This window comes from Actinoalloteichus sp. AHMU CJ021, from assembly GCF_002895405.1.
Taxonomy (GTDB): Bacteria; Actinomycetota; Actinomycetes; order Mycobacteriales; family Pseudonocardiaceae; genus Actinoalloteichus_B; species Actinoalloteichus_B caeruleus.
In genome coordinates, this window is the sequence record NZ_CP025990.1 from 6,014,922 (window position 1) to 6,037,674 (window position 22,753).

13 protein-coding genes are annotated in these 22,753 nt (G+C 70.8%); 10 read left to right on the forward strand and 3 right to left on the reverse strand.

From position 1 onward, the window contains the following. Positions 1-43 precede the first annotated feature (43 nt). The 6 genes from drmD to C1701_RS25250 all read left to right on the forward strand — a co-directional run bounded on the left by drmD (position 44) and on the right by C1701_RS25250 (position 15,130). A complete protein-coding gene (drmD, locus tag C1701_RS25225; RefSeq protein ID WP_103056754.1) occupies positions 44-3,235 on the forward strand; it encodes a DISARM system SNF2-like helicase DrmD in 3,192 nt (1,063 codons plus the stop codon). Beyond that, the gene (locus C1701_RS25230) at positions 3,232-7,221 is read left to right on the forward strand and encodes an Eco57I restriction-modification methylase domain-containing protein (protein WP_337661953.1); all 3,990 of its coding nucleotides are present in this window, start codon (positions 3,232-3,234) and stop codon (positions 7,219-7,221) included. The genes drmD and C1701_RS25230 overlap by 4 nt, the downstream gene beginning before the upstream one ends. Next, a complete protein-coding gene (drmA, locus tag C1701_RS25235; RefSeq protein WP_103056756.1) occupies positions 7,218-10,910 on the forward strand; it encodes a DISARM system helicase DrmA in 3,693 nt (1,230 codons plus the stop codon). Before C1701_RS25230 ends, drmA begins: the two co-directional genes overlap by 4 nt. A gap of 2 nt (positions 10,911-10,912) precedes the next feature. After that, positions 10,913-12,970 carry a DUF1998 domain-containing protein gene (gene drmB / locus C1701_RS25240; protein ID WP_103056757.1) on the forward strand — a complete coding sequence of 686 codons (2,058 nt, stop codon included), beginning with the start codon at positions 10,913-10,915 and terminating at the stop codon, positions 12,968-12,970. Beyond that, complete coding sequence (drmC, locus tag C1701_RS25245; RefSeq protein ID WP_016697312.1) at positions 12,945-13,670, forward strand: DISARM system phospholipase D-like protein DrmC; 726 nt, start codon at positions 12,945-12,947, stop codon at positions 13,668-13,670. Before drmB ends, drmC begins: the two co-directional genes overlap by 26 nt. Before the next feature lie 233 nt (positions 13,671-13,903). Beyond that, on the forward strand, positions 13,904-15,130 hold the full coding sequence (locus C1701_RS25250) for a DNA sulfur modification protein DndB (RefSeq protein ID WP_026065735.1): 1,227 nt from the start codon (positions 13,904-13,906) through the stop codon (positions 15,128-15,130). A 153-nt stretch (positions 15,131-15,283) separates the two neighbouring features. Here C1701_RS25250 and C1701_RS25255 read toward each other — a convergent pair whose 3' ends face one another. The 3 genes from C1701_RS25255 to C1701_RS25265 form a co-directional block, all read right to left on the reverse strand. Beyond that, on the reverse strand, positions 15,284-15,694 hold the full coding sequence (locus C1701_RS25255; RefSeq protein ID WP_016697314.1) for a hypothetical protein: 411 nt from the start codon (positions 15,692-15,694) through the stop codon (positions 15,284-15,286). A gap of 481 nt (positions 15,695-16,175) precedes the next feature. Further along, positions 16,176-17,747, reverse strand: a complete 1,572-nt coding sequence (locus tag C1701_RS25260; RefSeq protein WP_337661954.1) for an alpha/beta hydrolase — start codon at positions 17,745-17,747, stop codon at positions 16,176-16,178. 169 nt (positions 17,748-17,916) lie between these two features. Then, complete coding sequence (locus tag C1701_RS25265) at positions 17,917-18,156, reverse strand: hypothetical protein (protein ID WP_337661955.1); 240 nt, start codon at positions 18,154-18,156, stop codon at positions 17,917-17,919. A 1,205-nt stretch (positions 18,157-19,361) separates the two neighbouring features. On the opposite strand from C1701_RS25265, the gene C1701_RS25270 reads away from it, so the two are divergent. The 4 genes from C1701_RS25270 to C1701_RS25285 all read left to right on the forward strand — a co-directional run bounded on the left by C1701_RS25270 (position 19,362) and on the right by C1701_RS25285 (position 22,513). Continuing rightward, the gene (locus C1701_RS25270; protein WP_103056758.1) at positions 19,362-19,898 is read left to right on the forward strand and encodes an EF-hand domain-containing protein; all 537 of its coding nucleotides are present in this window, start codon (positions 19,362-19,364) and stop codon (positions 19,896-19,898) included. A gap of 117 nt (positions 19,899-20,015) precedes the next feature. Continuing rightward, positions 20,016-21,014, forward strand: coding sequence for an isocitrate/isopropylmalate family dehydrogenase (locus C1701_RS25275; RefSeq protein ID WP_211215373.1), 999 nt, complete (start codon positions 20,016-20,018; stop codon positions 21,012-21,014). Next, positions 21,011-21,607 (forward strand): isochorismatase family cysteine hydrolase, encoded by a 597-nt coding sequence (locus C1701_RS25280; RefSeq protein WP_103056759.1) that lies wholly within the window; start codon positions 21,011-21,013, stop codon positions 21,605-21,607. Before C1701_RS25275 ends, C1701_RS25280 begins: the two co-directional genes overlap by 4 nt. 15 nt (positions 21,608-21,622) lie before the next feature. Further along, positions 21,623-22,513, forward strand: coding sequence for a class I SAM-dependent methyltransferase (locus C1701_RS25285; RefSeq protein ID WP_103056760.1), 891 nt, complete (start codon positions 21,623-21,625; stop codon positions 22,511-22,513). Positions 22,514-22,753 lie beyond the last annotated feature (240 nt).

The following is a 22,753-nucleotide window of genomic DNA, read 5'->3' on the forward strand; positions in this document are numbered from 1 at the left end:
CATGATGATGATTTCGAGGGCCTCGGGGAGAGGGGAACAGCACGTGGTGCTCGTGTCGGATGACCCGGTGGAGGCAACGGCCGTTCCGCCCGTGCCGGAGCCCGGACAGGTGGTCAACGTCCGCGGTTCCACCTGGGCGGTGTCGTCGGTACGGCAGCAGGGGCTGCCGCGCAGCCCGGCGGACGAGACCGCGGCCGGTCTGTCCCATGCGGTCAGCCTCCAGTCCCTGGAGGAGGACCGGCTCGGTCAGGAACTCACCGTGGTGTGGGAACTCGAGGTGGGGCACACCGTCGCGCCGGACCAGGGCCTGCCCGAGGAGATCGGCCCCAACGGGTTCGACGACCCGACGACGCTGGCCGCCTTCGTGGACGCGGTGCGCTGGGGAGCGGTGACGTCGGCGGACCCCGACTCCTACCAGGCGCCCTTCCGCAGCGGTGCGAACGTGGAGGCCTACCAGCTCGAACCGCTCCGTCGCGCCCTCCAGTCGTCGAGGACGAACCTGCTGCTCGCGGACGACGTGGGCCTGGGCAAGACCATCGAAGCCGGTCTCGTCGTCCAGGAGCTGCTGCTGCGGCACCGCGCCCGGACCGTGGTCATCGTCTGCCCGCCGAGCCTGGCGCTGAAGTGGCAGGACGAGATGCGGGAGAAGTTCGGCCTCGACTTCGTCATCGTCAACAGCGCGCTGATGGCCGAGGTCCGCCGCAGCCACGGGCTCGCCGCGAACCCGTTCCGCCTGTTCCCGAGGGTCATCGTCAGCATGTCGTGGTTGCCCTCGCTCCGGGCGCAGCGCCTCCTCCGGGACGTGTTCTCCGACGTCGCCGACACCGGGTCCGCCCGGCGCTTCGCCTTCGACGTCCTGGTGGTCGACGAGGCGCACCACGTGGCACCCGCCAGCCCGACCACGGCCCCCAGTGGACGGGGTTACGCCGTCGACAGCGAACGCACGAAGGCGACGACGCGGCTGGCCGAGAAGTGCGAGCACCGGCTGTTCCTGAGCGCGACCCCGCACAACGGGTACTCGGAGTCGTTCACCGCACTGCTGGAAATGATCGACAGCCGCCGGTTCACCCGGGGTGCGAACCTCGACGAGCGGGCCCTGCGGGACGTCACCGTACGCCGGTTGAAAGCCGAACTCCCGGAGAAGGGGTTCCGCGCGCGGGAGCTGAAGCAGATCTCCTTCACCCCCTCCGAGGACGAGGAGGAGCACTTCGCGCTGCTCGACCGGATCCTGACGGCGAGCGCCCGCGCCAACGGGAACGGCCCCGCCGGCCATCTGGTGTCGATGCTGCTGAAGAAACGGCTCCTGTCGAGCCCGTGGTCCTTCGCCCGCACCCTGGGGTCGTACGTGCGGGAACCCGACGCCGAGAAGGACATCCGCGTCGACGACGAGGACCAGTACTACGCCGAGGTCCTCGGGAGCGGCCAGTCCGACGAGGAGGAGGGCCACCCGGAGAACCCGGAGTTCACCGCCCTGCGACGCAGCAAACGGCCCGATTCGCTCGTGGCGGCGACCAGCGCGGAGATCGACACGCTGATCGCGTGGGGCGAGGGTTTCGAGCACCGGTCGGACTCGAAACTGGAAGCGTTGGTCCAGTTCCTCGACTCGGTGTGCCGACCGGATGGCCGGACCTGGACCCGCGAACGCGTGGTGGTCTTCACCGAGTACGCGCAGACCCTGGAGTGGATCGCCGGCATCCTGGTCCAACGCGGGTACGGCGACGTCCTCGCCACCATCCGGGGCTCGACACCCACCGACGAGCGGGAACTGGTCCGCGCCCGGTTCACCTCGGACCCCTCGAAGCACCCGGTCCGGGTGCTGGTGGCGACGGATTCCGCCGGCGAGGGCATCGACCTGCAGGACCACTGCCACCGGCTCGTCAACTTCGACATCCCCTTCAACCCGTCCCGACTCGAACAGCGGATCGGCCGCATCGACCGGTACGGGCAGCGGGAGACCCCGCAGGTCCACCAGTTCGTCCCGGCCTCCCCCACCGGCCCGTACGCCGTCGACGCCCAGTTCCTCGTTGATCGGATCGCGACCAAGATCGGAACCGTGGCCGCCGACCTCGGTTCGGTCAACCAGGTCGTGGACCTGGACGTCCGCGACCACTTCGCTCCGTCCGAGGGGCGCCGCAGGGCGCCGCGGCCGACGCCGGACGACGGCGGCACCGTCATCAACCGGGCCCTCGCGGGTGGACGGGAGCTCAACCGCAGGCTCACCGAACTGTCCAGGACCTACGAGCAGCGAAAGTCGGCGATGCACCTGACGCCGGCCAACGCCCGCCGCGTGGTGGACACGGCCCTGGCCCTCACCGCGCAGCCACCGTTGGTCCCCGACCACTCCTTCGCCCAGGACACCGAGGCACCCGTGTTCACCGTCCCGAACGTGGGCGTCGCGTGGCAGCGGGCGATGCGTGGCCTGGACACCCGTCTGGAGCCGGGGGAACCCCGGCCGATCACCTTCGACGACCAGGCCGCGCGCGGCCGGTCCGACCTGGTGCACATCCACCTCGGCCACGCGCTGATGCAACGGGCGACCAGAGTGCTGCGGAGCGCGCTGTTCAGCGTCGACTCCCCCGTGCGCCGGGTGACGGCGGTCGTCACCCCCGAGCTGCCCGAATCGTGCGCCGCCGCCATGGCCCGCCTGGTCCTGGTCGGCCGCGGCGGCCTGCGCCTCCACGAGGAGGTCTTCCTCACCGGCATCCGTTTGCACGGCAACGCGATGGCCGAGGCGAAGGTGGAGGGCGTGCTGGACACGGCCCTCGACGCGGAGGACCTGCGCCTGGCCGGGGAGGACGTGCGCACCGCGTTGAGCGAGCTGTGGAGCGCCGAGGGGTCCCGGCTGCGCGCTCGCCTGCGGAACGCGATCGCCAGGAAGGCCGAAGTCCGGAAGAACCAGGTCACCGGTGATCTGCACGTGCGACGCGACGCCGACATCACCCGGGTGCGGGAGATCTTCGAAGCGTTCCGCCTGAACCTCCGGGAATCCCGCGAACGGTTGGCGCGGGAGATCCGCGCCGAAGAGGAGATGCTGTTCACCGACGACCAGCAGGCCCAGCGGAACCGCGACCTCCAGGGGATGGAGGACAGGCTGGCGGGGTTGGACGAGGAGGAACGACGTGAGGTGTCCGCGATCGAGGACCGCTACCGGGACATCCGACCGCACGTCTCGGCGGCTGCGCTCGTGTTCGCGCTGACCCCGTCCGACGCGGCGGCATGGGAGGCGCGCGCATGAGGAGGACGAACCGCAGGGCCATCCCCACCGGAGCCGACCTCCACCGGCGGTGGCTCGAACTGGTGGACGTGGACGGTCCCTTCCTCGCCGTTCCCGCGCTGAAGCGGGTGTGGCCGCAGGGGATGCCCGCGCCCGACGCGTCGGTGTTGACGAGGATCAGGGACGCCAAGCCCGCCTTCGACAAGGTGTGGGAGGAATGGGACCTCCACCGGGACGACCCAGCCGTCCTGGACCTGTACCGCGTCGACCGCGACGCGTGGGTGGGCACCGTCCTGCGTGACGTCCTCGGATGGGGCGACTCCTACCAGGAGGGCTCCGAGGTCGAGGTCCGCTCCCCCGACCACCGGGTGTCCGTCCGGGCCTCCGGCGCGCTGGTCCACGACGACACCACGGCGGCGCTCGTCCTCGTGGTCGACCCGGTCGACTCGCTGCGCGACCTCCTCGACGACGGCTGGGCCTCCTCGCCCGTGGACCGGATGGAGGAGATGCTCCGCGCGTCCGCCGCCCCGATCGGCGTGGTCACCGACGGGCGCTGGTGGGCGGTCGTCAGCGTCCGCAGGAATTCCCTGACCGCCTCCGGCGTGGTGGACGCGCACACCTGGACCGAGGAACCGCAGACCCGGAACGCGCTGATCGAACTGCTCCAACGGCGCAGGCTGGTCGGGGGCGACCCCGAGGACCGGCTGACCGAATTGTTCCGCGAGTCGGTCGCCGCCGCCGAGGAGATCACCGAAGCCCTCGGCACCCAGGTCCGCCGCGCCGTCGAACTCCTCGTGCAGGCGTTGTCGGAGGCGGCGCTGCACACCGACCACGACCCCCTCCCCCCGGACCGGGCCGAGGTGTACGAGGCGGCCGTGACGGTGATGATGCGGGTCGTGTTCCTGCTCTTCGCCGAGGAACGCGGCCTGCTGCCCCAGGGCGCGCTGTTCTCCGCCGGCTACGGTGTCAGCGGCGAACTCGACGTCCTCGACGCGCGGTCGCAGGAGGAGGGCGCCGAAGCGCTCGACGGCACCTACCTGACCTGGCACCGGCTGCTCGCCACCTCCCGCGCCCTGTACCACGGCGCCTCGTTCGACGACGTCCGCCTGCCATCCTACGGCGGCTCGCTGTTCGACCCGAACCGCTTCCCCTTCCTCAGCGCCCGACGGCCCGGTGGGGCGCTGGCGATCACCGTGTCCGACCGGGTGATGCTGGAGGTGCTGCGCGCCGTCCAGGTGGCCAAGCTCAAGGGGCAACCCGCGCGGCGCATCTCCTTCCGGGACATCGACGTCGAACAGATCGGCTACGTCTACGAGGGCCTGCTCGGGTACTCCTGCGCCGAGGTCGACGAGGTGGTCGTCGGGCTCATCGGAAAGGAGGGCGAGGAACCCGAGATCCCCCTGGCCGTCCTGGAGTCCCTCGCCGAGACCACGACGACGGAGGCCGCCCTCGCGGACGCCATCCTGGCCTGGGTCAAGCAGAACCAGCCCGCCGCCACCCCACCCTCCCGGCCGGCGCTGGCCAAGGCGGTGCGGGTGAGCCCGGAGGTCGAGGACGCGGAACGGGCGCTGCGGTCGGTCACCTCGAACGCGCGGCTCCGCGAGCGGCTGCGGCCGTTCACGGCGTTGCTCCGCCGGGACCTGCGCAACCGGCCGCTGGTCGTCGAACCGGGTGGCGTCCTCGTGGTGGAAACGGCGTCCCGGGCCTCAGCCGGCGCGCACTACACCCCCAGATCGCTCGCCGAGGAGGTGGTGCTGCACGCACTGGAACCGCTGGTCTACAAGCCGGGGCCGCACCAGACCGCCGACCCTGGCGCGTGGGTGCCCGTGTCGTCGGACCACATCCTCCGGCTCAAGGTCGCCGACATCGCCTGCGGATCGGGCGCGTTCCTGGTCGCCGCCGCCCGCTACCTCGCCGCCCGGCTGGTCGAGGCGTGGCGCCGGGAGGACGTCGCCATCGGCACGCCGCAGGAACAGGAGGTCCGCGCGCTCCGGACGGTGGTGGCCACCTGCCTCTTCGGCGCGGACATCAACGGCATGGCCGTGGAGATGTGCAAGCTCTCGCTGTGGCTCGTGTCGCTGGACCCGAAACTGCCGTTCTCCTTCGTCGACGACAAGGTGCTGCACGGGAACTCGCTGCTCGGCGTCACCGACGTCCACCAGATCGAATCGCAGCACATCAACGCCGACCAGGCCGACCAGCTCCCCCTGTTCCAGGCCGATGTGGAGGACACCCTCGCCGAGGCGGCCGACCTGAGGAGGAGGCTCGCCAGCGAGGTCGACAACCTCGACCCCCAGCGGTCCGCGACCACCAAGCGGCGTCAGTGGCGTGACTACGGCAGGCTGGTCGCACGCCTGAACGAGATCGGCGACGCCGTGATCGCCGCCGGGCTGCGGCACGGCGGCAAGCCGGGCAAGAAGCTGAGCGCCGAGTACGAGCTCCTTCGCACACGTCTCGGCACCGCCTACGTACCAGGTGGGGACCGGACCGAACTGGAGAAGGTCCTCGAGGACGGCCTGACGCCGACCGTGGACACCGACTACGACCGCTGGAAGCCGCTGCACTGGCCCGTGATGGTCCCCGACGTGGTGGGACAACGCGGCTTCGACGCCATCATCGGCAACCCCCCGTTCCTGGGCGGCCAGAAGCTCACCGGCACGATGGGCACCAACGTCCGGGACTGGTTCGTCAACGTCCTCGCGAACGGGCGGAAGGGAAGCGCCGACCTCGTCGGCTACTTCCTCCTGCGGGCGATCTCCCTGCTCAGACCGGGCGGCAACCTCGGCCTCATCGCCACCAACACCATCGCCCAGGGGGATACCCGGGATGTCGGCCTTGACCAGGTGGTCGCCAGTGGTTTCACGATCACCCGCGCGATCCAGAGCCGCTCCTGGCCCGCCGCCAGCGCCAACCTCGAGTACGCGGCGGTGTGGGGGACGCGGCAAGCCGTCCCGGACGAGGTCCCGCGGGTGGCCGACGGGGTCGTGGTGAGCCGCATCTCCACCCTGCTGGAGCCCGCCGGCCGCGTGGAGGGACCCCCGGTCCGGCTCACGGAGAACGCGGGAATCGCCTTTCAGGGGTGCATCGTGCTGGGCATGGGATTCGTGCTGGAGCCGGAGGAAGCGGCGGCCTGGATCGAGGCCGACCCCAGGAACGCCGAGGTGCTGTTCCCCTACCTGAACGGCGAGGACCTCAACTCCCGCCCGGACACCTCCCCATCCCGCTGGGTGATCGACTTCAACGACCGCGCGGAAACGGAAGCACGCCGCTACCCCCTGCCATACCAGCGGGTGGTCGAACGAGTGCACCCGGAAAGGATTAGGAACAACCGCAAGGTCTACAGGGATTACTGGTGGCAGCACGGTGAAAAGCGACCTGCCATGCGTGGGGCGATCGCAGCTCTTGCCGACGTGCTCGTCATCGCGCGAGTCAGCAAAACCGTCATGCCCTTACGCGTAACCACAGCCTTGGTGCCAAGCGAAGCCACGGTTGTCATTGCCGATAATTCCTTCGCCAATCAAGCAGTGCTGTCCTCGAGTCCGCACCAGATGTGGGCTGTCAAGTACGGGTCCGGGATGCGCAATGATCCGCGCTACACGCCCTCGGACGTGTTCGAGACGTTCCCCCGGCCGAAGGCCACCGCTCGGCTGGAGGAGGTCGGTCGCGCGTTGGACACCGAGCGGCGGGAGATCATGCTGCGGCGCCAGCTCGGGTTGACCAAGCTCTACAACCTGGTGAACGACCCATCGATCGCTGACGCGGCCGATCCCGACGTGGCGCGGATGCGGGAGATCCACGTGGAGCTCGACCGGGCCGTGCTGGCGGCCTACGGCTGGGATGACGTGCCGCTCGAGCACGGGTTCCACACCTACCGGCAGATGACCCGCTGGACCGTCAGCCCGGCCGCGCGCGTCGAGATCCTCGACCGGTTGCTCGAGGAGAACCACCGTCGCGCCGCCGTCCAGCACGACCTGCCCGCCACCGAGGACGAGGAGGGGGACGCGTGAGCGGACCGCGCGAGGACGAGCCGGAGTACCGGCTGGCGCACGAACCCGACGGGACATCGGTGACCGTGCGGGAGAACCTGGTCGACATCCTCGAACGGGAACTCCTCGGACCGGCGCACGGTCCCGAGGAGGAGCTCGCGGCCGCTCCCGACGTCGCGTACCTGGTGGGGAGGATCGCGCCCTTCAAGCTCTCCTCCCGGGACGAAGCCCCCTCGGATTCGGACGAGGACGGGGACGGGGACGGGGACGGGGACGAGGCCGCCACCGACGTGGGCGAGGGCGAGGCGGGGAGTCGAGGAGTTCCGCTCACCGCCGTCGAGGAGAGCGGTGCCGGCGCCGACGAGGACGACGTCCAGGACCTGCCGCAGCAGCGCGGCCTGATCATCCCCTCGTCGATGGGTCTCCGCTGCCAGGTGCCCGTCGACCTGGCCGAGATCACGGTGACGGCGTCGTGGGGCCAGTACCGGCCGGTGAAGTCCGACGAGGGCCAGGTCGGGCGGTACAAGCGCACCCCCATCACCTTCGTGAAGAAGGTCCGGGTGTCCGAGCTCGACCCCGAGGACACCACGACCATCCACCTCCGCGACACCGTCGTCCTCCGCGTCGACCGGTACGACGACCCCGAGGCCGGCAGGCGGCTCATCGAGGTGGCGCTGTGCAACGACCGGGTGGCGCCGTCCAAGATCCCGGTGAGCGCCTGGCTGTACCAGACCAAGCTGGAGCTGGACGCCGCCGGCGAGGAGGCGTTCCTGCCGGTGTCGGACCGCCTGGTCGATGACCGGGCGGAACGGGACGACGAGCTCCGGAGGTTGCGGCTCCAGTACCGGGACAGGTTGGAGTTCGCCATCGGCCGCACCTGCTCGGTGGACTGGGATGTCGCCCCGGGGAGCAGGCGCGCCCGTGCGGTTTGGACCACGTGGCTGCCGACCGCGCAGACGCCGCAGACCACCGCCGAGGAGGTCGGGGCGGCGTTGCTGGACATGCGGGCGCTCAGCACCGCGACCAGGGCGGAACTTCGCACCGGCCTCGAGCCGATCGTGAACGGGTACGCGAAGTGGCTCGACGCCGAACACGCCAGGGCCCTGGCGCTTCCCGAGCACCTGCGGGAGGACGGCGTCGAACTGGTCGAGGAAGCACGGCAGGTGCGGGCCCAGCTCGCCGCCGGGCTGGAACACCTGCTCTCCGACGACGAGGCGCTGCGCTGCTTCCGGTTCATGAACCAGGTGATGGCCGATCAGCGGGTGCAGTCCCAGGTCGCGCAGCGGCGGGCGAGCGATCCTCGGGAAAGCATCGCGCAGGCGCGCGCTGCGGTGCTCGCGCGGGGACCGAAGGCGCACTCGTGGCGCACCTTCCAGCTCGCCTTCGTGCTGATGCAGCTGCCCATGCTGACCTGTCCTGAGCACGAGGGCCGTTCCGGCGCCGATCCCAGGGCGCAGCTGCTGTTCTTCCCCACCGGTGGTGGGAAGACGGAGGCGTACCTGGGACTGGCCGCGTACACCTTCGCGATCCGGCGCCGCCAGGGGGTGCTCCAGACCGCCGACGGCCCCCTCGACGGCAGCACTGGCGTGGCCGTGCTCATGCGCTACACGCTGCGACTCCTCACCGCCCAGCAGTTCCAACGGGCCACGGCGCTCGTCTGCGCGGCGGAGGTGGCCCGGCTGGCGGACGTGGAGACCTGGGGCACCGAGCCGTTCCGCATCGGGCTGTGGGTTGGGACGGACGTGAGCCCGAAGCGGTTCGACGAGGCCGAGGAACAGTTGAGGCAGGCGCGGAACAGCCAGGGCGGTCGGCACCGGCTGACCGTCCTGCAGGTCCGGCGCTGCCCGTGGTGCGGACACCGGATCACCGATCGCGACATGAAGGCGGACGCAGCGTCCCGTCGCGTGCGCGTCCACTGCGGCGACGAGCTCGCCACGTGCCCGTTCTCGGAGGGAGGTTCCGCGCGGGAGGGGCTGCCGGTGCTGACGGTCGACGAGGAGATCTACCGGCTGACACCGTCGTTCCTGATCGCCACGGTCGACAAGTTCGCCCGGTTGGCGAGGGAGGGCGAGGCCGCCTCCCTGTTCGGCCACGTGTCGCGGCGGTGCGAGCGGCACGGTTTCGTCCACCCCGACTACCGGGGCTGCTCCATCAAGGACGGCAGCAGGCACCAGGCCAAGGGCGGGCTGCCGGCCGCTGCCGTGCTCCCCGCGCGCCGCCTCCGCCCGCCGGACCTCGTCATCCAGGACGAGCTCCACCTGATCAGCGGCGCGCTCGGTACCACCGTCGGTCTCTTCGAGGTGGCCGTGGACGTGGTGAGCAGCTGGCACGCGTCCGGGGGCGAACTCGTCCGCCCGCTGCTCGTCGCCTCGACCGCCACCGCGCGCAACGCCGTCGACCAGGTGAAAGCCCTTTACGGGCGGGACGTGACGATCTTCCCCCCGCAGGTGCTCGACGCCGGCCGGACCTTCTTCTCGAAGGAGGAGGAGATCTCCGAGCGGCACCCTGGACGCCAGTACGTCGGCCTGCTGACGGCGGGGCTGCGGCTGACCACGGCCGAGATCCGGGTCGCCGAGGTGCTCATGGCCGGGGGCCAGTTGATGCTGGACCGCGCCGGGCCGGCGGCCGACCCGTACATGTCGCTCGTGGCGTACTTCAGTGCGACGCGGGAGCTCGCCGGCATGGCCCGGTACATGGACGACGACATCCAGACCGCCCTGGCCAAGCGCCGCCCCTGGTCCTCGCTGCCGCGCCGGACCGGCACGGACTTCGGCTCGTTGCATGTTGCCGAGCTGACCGCGCGGGTGGCGAGCGCGGACATCACCGACACCCTGGACCAGCTGGCCGTCAGCTTCGACCCGTCCTTCGACTCCACGGCGGCGAAGCGCCGGCTGCAGGCCCTCCGCCAGGCGAAGAAGCAGGTGCCGACGCGGGAGGTCCACCCGTTCGACGCGGTGCTGGCGACCTCCATGCTCCAGGTGGGCGTGGACGTCACCAGGCTCGGCTTGATGCTGGTGGTCGGTCAGCCGAAGAACACCGCCGAGTACATCCAGGCCTCCTCCCGGGTTGGCCGGGACCCGTCGCGCCCCGGCCTGGTCATGACGCTGGGCAACTGGGCGCGGCCCCGCGACCTCGCCCACTTCGAGCAGTTCCGCCATTACCACGAGACCTTCTACTCCCAGGTCGAGGCGTTGTCCGTCACCCCGTTCTCCGCGACCTCACTGGACCGGGGGTTGGACGGTGTCCTGGTCAGCGCCACCCGGGTCCTCGAGGCCGCCGAGGCGCGGGGGCTGTCCCCGGAGCAGTCCGCGGGCGACATCACCCGACGACGGGACGCGGTCACGGACATCATCGCCGACCTGGTGGGCCGGGTGCTGCGCGCGGCGGACGAGGACACGGCGCGCCGGACCGCGACCCTCCTCCGCAACAGGTTGGACCAGTGGGAGAAACGCCACGGCTCGCTGGCCGACCGTCGTCAGAGACTGGTCTACGAGCGGGTGACCAACGAAAAGGACCAGGCACCGCTGATGATCAGCGCCGAGGACGAGAAGTCCCGAGCTGGAACGCTGAACAGCCCGCCGTTCGTGGTGGCCAACTCGATGCGCGAAGTCCAACCAGAGATCAACATCCTGGTGAGTCCCGTCGAGGAGAACCTCTTCTACACCGCTCCGCCCGGAGCGCCGCGCTGGCAACCGCCTTCGGAGATCTGACCATGACCGACGACCGCTTCCTCTACGACCCGGACACCGCCGTCGACCCGCTGGGTGACGCGGAGGCGACGCGGGCGGCGGGGAGATCGAGCAAGCACAACTACGCGAAGGTCGGGTCTGGCCGTCCCTCCTCGCTGCTCTACAACTACGGGCCCGGGGCGATCATGGACCTGCCGCATTTCACGGTCATGTCCACCGGGCTGGACGACTGGGAACGGATGTGGCGGAAACGGGTCGACTCGCCACCGGAGATCCATGCCCCTCGGCTGCGCGAGGTGGTGGCCAAGCTGTTGCGCTCCCGGAACGTGCGGTTGCGACCGCATCCCAACCAGCCGAGGAAGACGGGCCTGTCCCGCGAGGGGAATGATCTCGGGGTGCCGGCCCGGGTCTTCCCGCAGTGGATGCGCTGCACCGGGTGTGACCTCCTGGCCCCGCTCTCCCACTTCGGCTACACCAACACCCACCCGTACCGCCCTGACCAGGCGCGGTTCGAGCACGAACGGTGCCCCGGCAGGTCGGGCAGCCGGAGCGGGAAGAACGCCTCTCGTGCCGCGGTGCCGGCCCGCTACCTGCTCGCCTGCGTCGACGGCCACCTCGACGAGTTCCCCTACGACCAGTGGGTGCACCACTGGTCCCCCTGCCCCAAGGTCGAGTTCCCCGTGCTAAGGATGGTCGACCGCACCGCCGGCAAAGGCGCGTCCGCCGTCATCCACTGCGCGACGTGCGGGGCCCGTCGACCGATGAACGAAGCCCAGGGGGATGCTGGGCGGAGCAAACTGCCGCGCTGCCGGGGCCGGCACCCGCACCTGGACGCGTTCGAGTTGAACGGGTGCGGCGACGCGACGCGCCTGATGCTGGTGGGTGCCTCGAACCTGTGGTTCCCGATGACGCAGTCCATCATCGTCATGCCCCGATCCGCGAACGAGGAGACCAGCGACCTCGCCGCCAGGATCCGCGTGGCCTTCGCCAGCAAGCCCCACCGGCTCGAGAAGTACGAGGCCACCGGTGATCTCGAAGGTCTGCGCGACGCGCTGGACGGCAAGCTGGACGGGCCCGTGGACGAGGAGGCGATCCCTGACGACCAGCTCGCGAAGGCCCTCGGGGAAGCCCTGACGTCGGGCGAGTCCGACGAGGACCTCGCCAAGTGGCGTGCGGACTGGGACCCGGTGGACCTCCTGGTCCCTGAATGGAACTACCTGCTCACGGACCCCCTCGGTCTGGGCCACGAGGACGAGGCGAGCGGTCTGACGCTGTCCCACCGCGACCGGGCACCCGGGCTCCGGAAGGAGATCGTCCGCGTGCTGGCGGTGGAACGGCTCCGGAAGGTCAACGCCCTGGTCGGCTTCACCCGGATCGACGACGTGGACCGAGTGGCGGATCTCTCGCAACGCATGGTGCCCCTCGCCCGGGCGGCGCGGCCGGCGTGGACGGTCGCCACCGAGGACCGGGGCGAGGGCATCTTCCTCCAGCTCGACGAGCCGGCCGTGGCGGCGTGGGAGGCGCAGGTCGAGCAGGACCAGCTCTGGCTCGCCCATCGCGCGGCGCACCGCCGCAACTTCGAGTCGCGCACCTCCGACACCGCCGGGCCCGTGGACGCCGAAGATCGCCTCCGACCACCACGGTACTGGCTGGTGCACACCCTGGCGCACGTCCTGATCCGCGAGATGGCGCTGGAGTGCGGTTACTCCGCCGCCAGCCTGTCCGAACGCCTGTACGCCTGGCCAGGGTCCGACGGCAGGCCGCCAGCAGCTGGTCTGCTGATCTGCACCACAGCCCCCGACAGCGACGGCACCCTCGGCGGCCTGGTCCAGCTGAGCGAGCCCGAGCGGCTGCACCGGGTGGTCTCCAGCGCCCTGTACCGCGCGGGTCGTTGTTCCTCCGATCCGGTCTGCGGGATGCGCACCCCGCAGGACACGGAGGACTTCCTCCACGGCGCTGCCTGCCACTGTTGCGCGATGGCGTCGGAGACGTCGTGCGAGCGGGCCAACCGCTTCCTCGACCGGCGCTTCCTCATCGACTTACCGGGGAGCGGCATTGGCTTCTTCGGCCTCCCCGGGTGACCAGGACGCGGCCCGTGCCCTCGGGCTGCGTCTCACGGGCACGGAGGCCGGCCAGCTCGCTGACCGCCTCACCAAGGGGTACACGCTCACCAGCGCCGTGCGAGCGGTCCCCTCCGGTCGTCGCGCGGAGGTGGGCGCCCTGCTGCGGGACACCGCCCCGGCCTCGCGGATCGCGGTATTGCGTGCGATCGAGGGGGCCAGGTCGACACCGTCCGCGGCGACACCGCTGTGGACCACGCCTGGCCACCTCGCCCGCAGCGGTCCGCTGACGACCTCGCTCCCGCACCTGGTGGACCGGGCCCGCCAGTCCGTCACCTGCTCGACCTTCAACTTCCAACGCACCTCCGGGCTGTGGAACGCCCTGCGCGGAGCCGCGCGGCGCCCCGGAGTGGCGGTGCGCGTGTACATCGACACATCCGCCGCGGAGCAGAGCGCTCCCACCGCACACGACATCGCGGCGCACCTGTCGCCCGCCGTGGTGCTCCGCACGACCGTGTTCGACGGGAGGATGACGCGGAACCACGCCAAGTTCCTGGTCGTCGACCACCGGTTCCTCCTCGTGACGAGCGCGAACCTGTCCTGGAGCGCGGAGAACGGGAACGTGGAGTTCGGGGTGCTCCTGGACGACCGCAACCTCGCCGAGGCGGTGGAACGCCAGGTGCGCGACCTCGAAGACGACCTCTTCGAGGTGGTGCGGTGACAAGCCACGCGCCTGCCACCGCACGGCCCGGCCGATCGGCGTGCGCGCAGCGGGCCGAGGGCGGTCCTCGGTCGCGCCTGACGCCCCTCACGCCTGCGCGATCCCCGAGCCGGGCCACGGGAGCGCGGCACGATGGTCTCGCTGCCCCGCTGGAGTTGACGGCGTTCCTCCGCGACCCCACCGACATCGTTCCGGCGATCAACCAGTTCCGATCCACCGAAAAGGACTCCGCCATGATCATGTCCATGCCCACCAGCGCTGCTGAGGGGATCTCACTGACGGTCATCCCGTTCCGCCCCAACGCCGTCATCGGCACGATGGGCTTACCAACCCTCCTGCAGCTCGTCCCTTCCCCGAAGACCGAGGAGAACGCTCGGGCGTTGAAGCACGCACCTGGTGTGGTCCGACGGCACGCGGAGGTGCGCGGCCTGGTGCAACGCATGCTGAAGGCGTCGCAGAAGGGGCGCAACGTCACCTCGTACGCTTCGTACATCGCGTCCGGGGTCAACGGTGATCACGGTGCGGCGTGGTCGACGCCGCCGATCACCTTGTGGCTGGACGGCGAGCCCGGCGCGCTGAGCGACGAGCTCGTGCCAGGAACCGGTATCCGCACCATCTCCGTGACCGCTGGTTCGCCGGTCGTGGCGATCGATGGGGAGACGCAGGTCACCGCGTGGCACGAGTTGTACGACGCCCCAGGGGACTTCGACTGCTCCCACCAGAGGCTGAACGGCGTACGCGTCCCGTTCGAGCTGTACTTCGGTCTGAGCGTCGAGGATGCCCGGCAGATCTTCTACGACCGCAACGTCGAGGGAGTCCCTGTCGCGAAGAACCTCGCCATGTCCATGGACCAACGCGACATAGGTACCCAACTCGCCCACCGCGTCGCGGCTGCGGTCAAGGTGGAACACGAGGGGCGGATCGTTCCCTTCAGCAAGTTCGTCCAAAGCCGCAAACGGCAGCTGACGAAGCGGGACCCCGAACTCGTCACCCTCTCCGCCCTGCGCGTGCTGGTGATCACCGCGCTGCACGGCCGAACTGGGCTCAGCCTGTCCTCCTCCACCGTCCACGAGGGCGACATGCCGCCCGGCATCTCGGTCCGCCAGGCGGAGGAGCGCCTGGTGCCCGTTCTCGCGGCTGTCCTCAGCGAGCTGTACCCGCAGTTCTCAGCCCGCAACGCCGTCTCCGCACCCGCGGTCCTCGCGGGATTGGGGATCGCCGTTCACCAAGCCACCGGTTGGTCCGCGTCGGGCCGGCCGCTCTCGGTCGAGGAACTCTCCGGACTGCTCTCGTCCGTGCGTTGGGAGCGGGAAGCGCGTTACTGGGACGGCGTCGCGGCCAGCGCCAACGCCAACGGCGTGCTCAACTTCGGTGGCGGCGCCAAAGACTCCGGTGGCCGGGTCGCTGACGCACTGCTGCACCCCGACACCGAGTACGGCCGCAAGATCCGGGGGTGGTGACCCCTCCTCCGCACGGCGACCACTCCCGTCAGGTGGGGAGCGAGTCGCACCCCGGTGCGACACACGGCGCCGAACCCGGTCCGGCATCGGCTGTGGAGCAGCGTGCCGCGCTGCTCCACAGCCGTTCGTGAGCCCTCCCGCCGCAGCGGTGGGTCAGTGGGGGCGCGCTGAGCGAGGACGTCGGGCCCCGCGGCGTTGGCGCACCAGCCGCGCGATCTCGCCAGCCGCACGGTCGAGGTCCTGGTGCTCCCAAACGCGGATGACGAGCCACCCCGCTGCCGCGAGCTCGAGGTCGGTGTCCCGATCGCGCCGGACCACGCCCTCCAGCTTGCGCCGCCACCACTGCTGGTTGGTCATCGGGAGATGACCGTGCTCCGGGCAGGCGTGCCAGAAGCAACCGTCCACGAAGACGGCGATCCGCGCCCCCCGCAACAGCACATCAACGCGGCGCCGCTTGTTCGCCCCCTCTGCCACGGCGTCCACCAGGAAACGCAGCCCGCGACGGTGCAAGGCGCTGCGCAGCCGCAACTCTGGCTGGGTGTCCCTGCGCCCCGTCCCGCGCATCACCCTCGTGACTGCCTCGGAACTCGCGTGGGGAGTGGGCCCTGGGCTGACGTACTGGTAGGCCGTGCTCGCTGAGGTGCGGATCCGCCCGTCAGGCAGTTCTCGAGGAACTGGTCCCCTCGTTGGTGCCGGGCCCTCGGGCCTCGGGCCGGTTCCGCGCGGAGCCGCGCCTGCGCTGGATCCGCCGCGGCTGTTCGCCACCGAACACCACCTCTCGTCGATTCGACGTTATCGCGGGGTTCCGACACCCCCGTCGGGAACCAGCGGATCGGACGAACAACCGCCACCAACGGCCTGGTCCGGGTTGGCCTCCGACCTGTGTGGCTGGCACGGCGCCCCACGCCTGCGGCCGGGCCGACCAGCCCGTGCTGCTCCTGGCACGTCCGAGGCAGGCCAGCGCCCTCGCACCCCTCACCGGTCCAGTGAACAGCGACCGGCAGCCAACCAACTGGCGGGCACCCGTCAGGACCGCGCACCCGCGTCACAGGGAGCAGGTGGCGCCTTCCGCTGGCACCTGGAGGTTGATCAGGTACTCGGCGGCGATCTCGTCGACGCAGGGATTCGTTCCCAGGTTGACGATGCCGTGCCCCTCCCCTTCGACGGTGAGCAGCGCGCTGCCGAGGCTGTCGGCGAGCACCTGGGCTCCGGCGTGGGGCGTGGTCGGGTCGCCGGTGATGGAGACGACGAGGGTGTCGGGCAGCCCCTCGATGTCCTGGGCGTAGGGGAACCCGAGGTTCGGTTCGGCGGGCCAGTGCTCACAGGTGTCGCGGGCTCCGCCGGTGACGTCGACGCCGGGGTCCATGAAGGGCGCGGCCTCGTGGATCGCGGTGCGCAGCCGTCCACCTTCCTCCGGGGTGAGCCGGTCCTCGTCCAGGCAGTTGATGGCGTAGTTGGCCTCGGCGAAGTTCGTCCAGCGGCCCTCCGGGTCGCGGCCGCCGAAGTCGTGGTTCATCTGGAGCAGCTCGTCGCCCCGTCCGTCCTCGATCTCGGCGATTCCCGCGATGATCCGGGGCCACGCGTCCTCGGTGTAGAGGCCGGTGATGACGCCTCCGATGGCCTCGTCGAAGCCGAGTTCCGCGTCGAGCGCGGGCACGGGGTCGTCGTACAACGGCTGGACGAGGTCCTGGAACACCTCGGTGGCTCGGTCCGGGTCGGGACCGAGCGGGCAGTCCTCCCGCTCGGCGCAGCGCGCGGCCATGCGGTCGAAGGCGGCCTGGAATCCGGCGTAGGCGCTGACCCGCCGTTCGACGGTGCCCTGTGTGGGGTCACCGGCGCCGTCCAGCAGCATGGCCCGCACGTTCTGGGGGAACTGTTCGGCGTACACCGCGCCGAGGCGGGTTCCGTAGCTCTGCCCCAGGAAGGTGAGTTCGTCGTCGCCGAGGACGGCGCGCAGCACGTCGATGTCGCGGGCCGCGTCCCGGGTGCCGACGTGGGCGAGGACGTCGAGCCCCCCGGAGCCTTCCGCGCACCGCTCGACCAGCCGTCGGGTGTCCTCCTCGGTGAACTGGGCCGTCGTGCCCTGCGCGGTGAGGGGGACCGCGCCGCGGTCGGCCTCCTCGTCGGAGTAGCAGTCGATCGCGGGGGTCGAGGCGCCCACGCCACGCGGGTCGAGGCCCACCAGGTCGAACCGTTCGGTCAACGGGCTGTCCTTGAGCGTCAGCGCCGCGAAGGCGGCGCCGAACAGTCCCGATCCGCCTGGCCCGCCGGGGTTGGTCACCAGTGAGCCCACCGCGTCGCCGGAGGCGGGCAGCCGTAGGACGGCGACGTGGATGGTCCGGCCGCCGGGTTCGTCGTAGTCCAGCGGCACCTCGAGGCGCGCGCACTCCAACCCGTCGCTGAGGGCGTAGACGCTGGACTCGGTGGAGGTCGTCGCGTACTCGTCGCACTCCTCCCAGGCGAGTTCCTGGTCGTGGAACGCCTCAAGACCGGAGGGTGTTGGCGAGGTGGGAGGGGCGGACGGTTCGGATTCCGGGGCGACGCAGCCGGCGAGTGGCACGAGTAGCGCGGTCGTCGCGACGCCGACCCTCGCGCGGGCGGAGGAGCGTGGGTGCAAGGGGATCCTTTCCTCGGTCGACGGCGCGTGGCGCGTCGAGGTGGGGTGTTCCTGGCCGTGGACGCGGGGACCGGGGGCGGCTGCCGGTGCGCTCGCGGCGGCGGACGCCTCAGCGTGCGGTGCGTGCTTCGGCCCGGTTGGACTGGCGCGGGTGGGCGCGCCACCCGCATCACGCTGGCGTGGTCGCCGTACCCGCCGCCGGGGTGGGCTGGACGGGATCAGGTCGTGGCGCGTGTGACGAGGACGACGATCTCGATGGCCTGACCGGCCCCGAAGCTGAGGGCAGCGTGCTCACCGCCTCCCGGCCCTGCCGGCCCAGGTCGTTGAGGTCACGTTCGATGCGTTCGTAGTCGAAGCCCTTCATACTGAGCGGGTAGGAGCGGGTCCGGTACGCCCGGAGCCGGGTCATCGCGTGTCCTCATCGGTTCTGGGAGCGAGCCGGCGGTGCGCGCTCCTGGTGGGTGGTGGACCGGCAGGTGAGCACGGGCGTCCTGGGCGTCGGGTCCCGTCGGACGGCCGGGCCGCCGGTGGGCGGGATGGTGCCTTGCCGCGGGGATGTCGAGGCCAGGCGTGGTGACGGGGCGAGGTCGCCGCGCTCCTCCGGTCGCCCCGGCGCGGCTGGTCAGGCCCCGGGGCTGGAGGTCGGCCCACGGGGTGGACGTCGTTGGTCCGGGCGGTCGATGGGCGTGAACGCCGGGGCCGGCCGGGGCGGCCGGTGACAAGGACTGGCCCCTTCACGGGGTTTCCGGTCCCGGGGCCGGTGCCGGACGCGTGCGACAGGTGCCCGCGTCGGCGGGCGTCACGTCCCCGCCCGCGTCGCGGGAGCGTTGTCCTGCCGTCGGGCGGGCGCGGACAACGGGGCCCGCTGGTGCGCGGCGACGGGTGTCGTGCGCCCGGGCAGCCGGTCCCACCGTCGTGGCCGACCGGTGCTCGTGGGCCGGAGGCGGCGGCTCCCCGTGGGTGGTCGCGTCGTACGGCGCGTGGTGGTGGTCATGCCCCCATCCCAGCCGTCGGGCCGCTCCCCCGGCAGTGTGGCCGCGTCATGATCTGGCCGTGACATCTCGAGGGTCGAGGCGTGACGTGATGTCACTGGTGGGTGGCACGGAGCTCGACTCGCCCCAGGCCATCAGTGTCATCCGGGCCAGCTGACCCCGTCACCGCGCGGCTGGCCACCCCGCTCCACCTCGGGTCGCGCCGCTCAGCGGTCCGGGGCGGCGCGATGCCAGCGTGCGCCAGCCAAACTCCCGGCGTCGCCGCTGCGGAACGGCGGTCGACCAACCCCGGGCCGATCACGTTGCGTGACGTCGAGCACTCGTGGTCCACCGCCGCGCCCCCGGGTGGACCAGCCCACCTCGCCGGAGGGCCCGAACCGAGCCGGGCACCGGGCGGCAGGCCACACCCGACCGGCCGTGGGATCCGGCATTCAGGCGTTTCTCCGCCTTCCCACCGTTTTCACCCTTCAGTGTGGTGTCCATTCTTTCACTACTCGCGGTGGTCCTTTTCTGGAATAGTCGTCCCCGTCGCCGAGGAGCACCAGATCCGCAATCGCGGCGAAGTTTCGGGTTTCTCGTTCCCCTTCCGCGGTGGGCGAGACCGAGGAAAGGTGACCGTTCGATGCGGAAAGAAGCGGTGAGCCGGATCAGGCTCGTCTTCGACCTGCTCGACACCAATAGTGACGGCCATGTGGAGTCCGGTGACTTCGAGCTCATGGCCGACCGGGTCGTCCAGGCCTCTCCTGACATCAGTGACGCGGCCGGTGAGACGCTGCGATCGACCTTCCACGGGTTCTGGCGCGCGCTGGTCACCGAGCTGGACAGCGACGGCGACGGCAGGGTGAGCTTCGACGAGTACGCGGCATGCGTGCTGTCACCGGACCGTTTCCACGCTCCCATCAGCGCCTTCGCGGCGGCGCTCGCCGGCCTTGGTGACCGCGACCAGGACGGGCTGGTCACACGTCCCGACTTCGTCGCGCTCATGCGGGCCATCGGATTCGAGGAGGGCAGGATCAACGCCCTCTTCGACGACCTCCAGCCCACGGCCTCGGACCGGATACCGGCGGCGACGTGGGTGGAGGCCGTCATCGATTTCTACAGCCCGACCAGGAGCGGTGTCGCGGGCGACCGCCTCGTCGGCGACTCCGCCGCGCCCTGATCCGTGGAACGGAACGGAGATATTCCCATGACTCCAGTGGTCGGACTCGCCGTCGGGCGGGGAACGGGCCCAGAACTGGCGTCCGCATTCGAGCGCGTACTCCTCACGCTCGCCGAGATGAATTCGGTTGGCGTGCGCATCGAACGGTCGCCGCGCCGCTACCATTCCTATGTCTCCCTCCGCGATGAGGGCGATGCCGAGCGGATCCGCGGGCTCACGCACGAGGACGCGGAGCACTACGAGGAGTTCTGCCGCACCCAGGCCCAGCTCGGAACCAGGGTGATCTTCCGGACGGCGATCAACGCCCAGTCGCTGTACCTGGTCCGGCAACGGTTGCACGCGGTCAAGGTCGACCTCATCGCGGACCAGGGCACCTCCCTGTTGCTGGTCCGGGACCAGACACAGGGTTTCTACAGCGGCGAGAACACCCACACCCCGGGCGCCGTCCAGCGGACGATGACCTTCAGCAAGGAGACCACGGAGACGATCATCAGGTTCGCCCTGCGGCGCGCACGCCGGCAGTGGCCCGACGAATCGGCCGATCGCATCGTCATGGCGTACAAGTTCCACCTGCTCGACGGCGCGCTCGGTGAGTGGGTCGCCGAGATCGCGGGGCGGCTCGGCGTGGACATCGGGTTGTTCCAGCCGGACACCGTGAACCGGAACCTGATCGAGCAGGGGTTGCCGGGGCGCACGCTGGTCATCGCCGGGAACGAGTGGGCAGACATCATGCACGTCGTCCTGCTGGACCGCTTCGGCTTCGAACGGCAGGAGAACCGGTGCACCGAGAACGTCTACCTGCACCCCGACGTCGAGGGGTTGGTGGAGTACCAGACGGTGCACGGTTCGGCCGATGACCTGGCTGGGCGGGACAGGGTGAATCCGGTCGCCACGATCCGGGCGGCCTCGGCGATCGCCGAGGAGCACGTCGGCTGCCAGGGCGCGGTGGCGGCGGTGGACGGGGCGCTGGCGGCGCTGCTGGACAGGGGCGTGAGCACGCCCGACCTCGGTGGTCGGCACTCGACGACGGAGGTGGTGGACGCACTGCTCGAGGAGCTCGGCGCGCGGGGGGCCGCCGGTTCGTCCCCGTTGGCGGCCGTGGCGGCCGAGGAATGACCTCCTCGGCCGGCACCGCGCTGGTCGTCATGGACATGCAGAACGACTTCTGCGTCGGCCCGGGCGTGGAGTCGCGGTTCGGTGGGAGGCTCGACGTCCTCAGCGCCGCGATCACGGGCACCGTCCGGGCGGTGGCGGCCGCGAGGGCGCGCGGAACGGAGGTCGTCTTCGTGCGCCTCCACGGCGACGTGGCGTTCCAGGGGCCGAGTTGGCGCCGGAGGAATCTGCTGCTGGACAAGCCGACCAAGTGTCGGGCAGGCTCCTGGGGAGCGGATTTCCACGCGGTCTCGCCGGAACCGGCGGACCGTGTCTTCACCAAACGAGCCTGTTTCGACGCCTTCCTCAGTGACGGGTTCGCCGACCACCTCGCGCGTCAGGGGACCGAGCACCTGGTGTTCGTCGGACTCTACGCCGACGTGTGCGTGGACTCCACCGCGCGGACGGCGTTCCAGCGCGGTCTCCACGTCACCGTGCTGACGGACTGCACCACCAGCCTGCACCTGCCGGACGAGACGACCTTCCGGTTCATGAGAACCGTCTACGGGGCGCGCACCACCTCCCACGACAGGCCGGGGGTGTGGTCGCCCCCTTGAGCGAAGTGAGGACACGTGACCAGCACCCAACAGCCGGGTACGGGCGTGGAGAGCGGAGTCGGTCTGACGGCCTTCATGGTCGCGGCGGCACGGGCGATGGAGACCCACCGCACCGACTCGTTGGCGAGTGACCCCTACGCGGAGCACTTCGTCCGGGCCGCCCCGGCCTGCGCGGACTGGCCGCTGCGCATCGAACATGCGCCCGGGGGTGACGCCAACCCGCTGTGGGGGCGGCTCGGCCGGTACTTCGGCCTGCGGACCAGGGTTCTCGACGACTTCGTCGCGCGGGCGCTCGGTTCGGGTACCCGGCAGGCGGTCCTGCTCGGCGCTGGCCTGGACTCGCGGGCGTTCCGGCTGGACTGGCCCACGGGGTGCGTGGTGTTCGAGCTCGACCAGCCGACGGTCCTGGGGTTCAAGCAGGATGTGCTGGACGGGATCGGAGCCACCCCGAGGGCGTCCAGAAGACCCCTGGGTTGTGATCTGCGGGATGACTGGGCGCCCATGCTGCTCGACGCGGGTTTCGACCCCGCCCTGCCCACGGTCTGGTTGGCCGAGGGGCTGTTGCTCTACATCCCGGCCGACGGCGAAGGGAGGCTCATCGAGACCATCGACCGGCTGAGCGCACCGGGGAGCGCCCTGGCCTTCGAGATCAAGCGGGGAACGGAGCTCCCGGAGGTCCGTGAGAGCGCCATCTACACCTCGACGAGGCACCAGATCGGTGTCGACCTGGTCGGCCTGTTCGAGATGGAACGGAAACCCGACTCGGCCGGTCACCTGCTGGCGACCGGCTGGTCGGTGGACGTCACGACCCCGTTCGACTTCACCCGCCGACTGGGTCGCGGGCCGCTGCCCGAAGCGCGGGACGCGCTGGCGAGCAACAGGTGGGTCTTCGGGAGCCGGGGCTGAGCACCGCTCCCGCCCGACTCGTCGTCCGGCCACCGGCACGGTCCGAGGTGGCGGAGGGCGGGCCGGATCCTCGGTGGCCTCGCCGTGCGGCCGCACGGCGAGGCGCGACCGTTCCCCGGGAGTCGTCGTTGCGCCGCCGCGGACCCGGGGCTTCGGCGTGCCCCTCCCGCTGCTCCACGTGACGGCGCACGTGGTCCGACCACCCGGGCTCACCGGTCGTTCCCGGTCCTGAGGTGGGTG